At 56.1% G+C, this 3,378-nt stretch carries 3 protein-coding genes and 1 pseudogene; 2 read left to right on the forward strand and 2 right to left on the reverse strand.

Annotation, left to right across the window (positions count from 1 at the left end):
* Positions 1-1,872, reverse strand: a 1,872-nt coding sequence (locus A1351_RS24505; protein ID WP_198162249.1) for a condensation domain-containing protein, incomplete at its 3' end; no start/stop codon positions are given.
* Between the two features lie 309 nt (positions 1,873-2,181).
* Here A1351_RS24505 and A1351_RS24510 point away from each other — a divergent pair.
* Complete coding sequence (locus tag A1351_RS24510; protein WP_157096158.1) at positions 2,182-2,397, forward strand: hypothetical protein; 216 nt, start codon at positions 2,182-2,184, stop codon at positions 2,395-2,397.
* A 78-nt stretch (positions 2,398-2,475) separates the two neighbouring features.
* Positions 2,476-3,057 (forward strand): TetR/AcrR family transcriptional regulator, encoded by a 582-nt coding sequence (locus A1351_RS07020; protein ID WP_083967196.1) that lies wholly within the window; start codon positions 2,476-2,478, stop codon positions 3,055-3,057.
* A 71-nt stretch (positions 3,058-3,128) separates the two neighbouring features.
* On the opposite strand, the pseudogene A1351_RS25215 reads toward A1351_RS07020, so the two are convergent.
* Positions 3,129-3,378: pseudogene (locus A1351_RS25215) on the reverse strand (glycosyltransferase family 1 protein); the annotation flags it as partial.

The raw sequence follows: 3,378 nt of genomic DNA on the forward strand, positions 1-3,378 counted from the left end.
GGTGTACATCACGTACGCAAGATTTTCGGCCGTTGGCAGAGGCAACAGGTCGAAGCTGTCCGGACTCTCTGCGGAAATCACAGGCCATTCGGAATCAAGGCAAACGACGGCCCCGGTAAATGGCGGCAAGGCCGATGCCAGTCTGCCCAGCGTTACCACCACGGGGGCGCCGGAGTCCTGTAGCATGAACGCTAGCCGCTCTTTCGGGTAAGTCGGGTCCAGCGGGACATACGCCCCACCCGCCTTTAGGATACCCAAGACCCCCACCACAAGCTCCAGCGAGCGCTCCATACACAACCCTACTAGCACCTCCGGCAAGACGCCAAGTGTGCGCAAATAGTGGGCGAGTTGATTGGCTCGGGCGTTGAGTTCGCCATACGTGAGCTGCCGGTCTTCGTAGATTAATGCCACCGCCTCGGGAGACCTGGCGGCTTGGTCATCGAACAGTTGGTGGATACACCGATTGCCCGGGAAATCGGCGGCGGTGTCGTTCCACTCCACCAGCAGTTCCCGGCGCTCAGCAACAGTAAGCAAGGGCAATTCAGACAGGCGCACCTCGGGGGCTGTGACGATGCCTTCCAGGAGCGTCTGGAAATGCCCGCCCATACGCTGGATAGTGGCGGCGTCGAATAGATCAGTGTTGTATTCCAGTGTCCCTCTTAGTCCGTCTGGACCTTCGCTCATATCGAGGGTCAGGTCGAACTTTGCCATTCCACTTTCTATTGGGAGGAATTCTACACTCAAGCTCGGCAGGTCTAGCTCCATTGCGGGGCTGTTCTGGAATACGAACATCACCTGAAACAGCGGATTTCGGTCCATGTCCCGCTCGGGTCGCAGCTCCTCAACGACTTGTTCGAACGGCAAATCCCGATGAGCGTAGGCACCGAAGCATACCTCACGGACTCGGGTCAAAAGCTCTGTGAACCTGGGGTCCCCTGCGACATCGGTCCGCAGCACCAGAGAGTTGACGAAACAGCCAATGATCTCATTGGTCTCCGGACGGTCCCGAACGGAGAAGGGGATGCCAATGACGATGTCGTCTTGCCCGCTGTAGCGATGGAGCAGGGTCTGAAAGGCCGCTAGCAAGGTCATGAACAAGGTACACCTGTTCTGTTGACTTAGCGCTTTGAGCCCATCAGTTAGCGCTCTCGGTATATCCAGGTATTGCTGGGCGCCGCGGAAAGTCTGAAGCGCCCCGCGCGGCCGCTCAGTCGGCAACTCCAACACGGGCAGGTCAGCCAGCTGCTTTTTCCAATAAGAGAGTAGTCTTTCGCGCATTTCGTCGCGCAGGAGATCGCGCTGCCAGATTGCATAGTCGGCGTATTGGATGGGCAATTCCGGAAGATGGACGAGTTGGCCCTTCGCATAAGCACTGTATAGTGCGGACAGTTCCCGCAAGAGAACACTCATAGACCAACCGTCAAAGATGATGTGGTGAATCGTCAGCAAAAGCATGTGATCCCGCGCTGCCAGGTGCAACAATTGGAACCGCGCGAGAGGACCGGTCTCCAGATCAAACGGTAATGCTGCCGCCTGTTTCGCTAGGCGTTGAGCCCCGGTTTCACGTCCACCTTCGGGCAGAGCGCTTAGGTCGATCACAGGCATCTCAATTGACAGGCTTGGTGCGATCACTTGAACTGGCAGATGCCCAGCTTCATTTTTGAAGGTTGTACGTAGGCTCTCGTGGCGCCGAACGATCTCGTTTAGGCATTCTTCCAGAAGTATTTCATCCAAATGACCAACTAAGCGTATAGATGTATTGATGTTGTAGGCGGAGATGTTCGGCTTGAGCTGATCAATAAACCACAACCGTTGTTGTTCAAAGGATGCAGGATAGGCACGAAAATACTGTTCTGAGATATCATTTTTCAATGTTTTTGTCCTCATAGGATGTTAGTGCAACATCGCTTCTCTAAATTCATTGCCTGCAGGTTTTGACCCCGGGCAGGCAGTACCCGGGGGCAATTTCTTCGGGGCATTCTTACCCATTCCCGCGAAGGAGTCGACGCATGGCGCACGCGTAGAACATCGTCCCCTGGGTGCCGCTTTTGCGGCACTGCAGGCCAACGGCTCGGGACGACGCCGGGGAAGAGAGATGGCTCCGCAAACTTCTTATGACCTTTTTTCAAGCGCAATCTGCGTGCGTGATCCACCCTGACTCTGGAGCTACGAAACCGCCAAATGAGTGATGCGCTGATGCGCATCGGTCAGGTGGAATCCGTGCTCGGAGATATCGTCCAGGCACGCATTTACATCGATCCCGGCGTGAGGCTCGTCCCTGTGCATCTCGAAGGACTTGAACACGGTCCAGGGGCCGTATTGCTTAGGCAAATTCATCCCGTCCTCGACGCGCGTGAAGCCGAACACGCGGCCCTCGCCTCTGAAAGTGTGTATTAGCATCGAGTCCCTTTCGTTGCGCCTTCACAAGGAAGGCGCATGCCTTTACACAGTGTAAAGTGACTCGGAGTTTACACGGTGTCAAGTTCAGAGACGACAACTCGCTCGCGTATCCTGCAAGCGGCTCTCAGACTAATCGAAAGCGGGGCAAAAACCATCACCATGAGCGCGATCGCGGATGAGGCAGGCCTTTCACGCCAAGCGCTCTATCTTGCTTTCTCCGACAAATCAGATCTTTTCATAGCACTTCTCCGTTTCGCGGATGGACGCCGAGGGATCGTCCAAGAACAGGCGCGCATCAGGGCCGCTGAAAGCGGAATAGCGGCGCTGCTCGCGATTATCGACCTCCAGGCCCGGCTCAGTCCCGCCTACAAGCCGCTCGCGGACGCATTTGATGTCCTTCGCCGGCAAGATCCTGCGGCGCAGAACGCGTGGCAGGATCGGCAGAACGATCGGCTAGAGGGATGCCGCGCTGTGGCCGCGCGCATCGCTGCGGAGGGCAAACTCCGCCTCGGCCTCGACACTTCCACAGCCGCGGATCTGATCTGGACAACGACGTCGTCGACCACTTGGGACGACCTCGTGGTGAAACGAGGCTGGACGGCTGCGGAATATCAGAAGCGACTGGCCGAACTCCTGCTTTCATTGCTGGTAACGTAGGACGAACGATCGATACGGTCATTTCCGTCTATAACCACAGCTCGAAACGGATCAAAAAGCGACGGAAACTCTCAACAGAGACTACGCTGATAACGTTCTTCATGCAGCATTTTCATCAGCTCCCTTGTCGATTCGACCCAACTGATGGAAGGGATCCTCGATGCGATCTTTTTCGTCCTGAGCATTTGGCAAATGCGTTCCGTAAGGCTTCCAATGTCGAGAAGATCGAAATAACACGCTGTATCGCCGCCGATCTCACGAAACACGGAAATGTCGCTGGCAATCACAGGCGCGCCGAAATACGCCGCCTCGACGAGCGGC

Source organism: Methylosinus sp. R-45379, assembly GCF_001644125.1.
In the GTDB taxonomy this organism is placed as follows: domain Bacteria; phylum Pseudomonadota; class Alphaproteobacteria; order Rhizobiales; family Beijerinckiaceae; genus Methylosinus.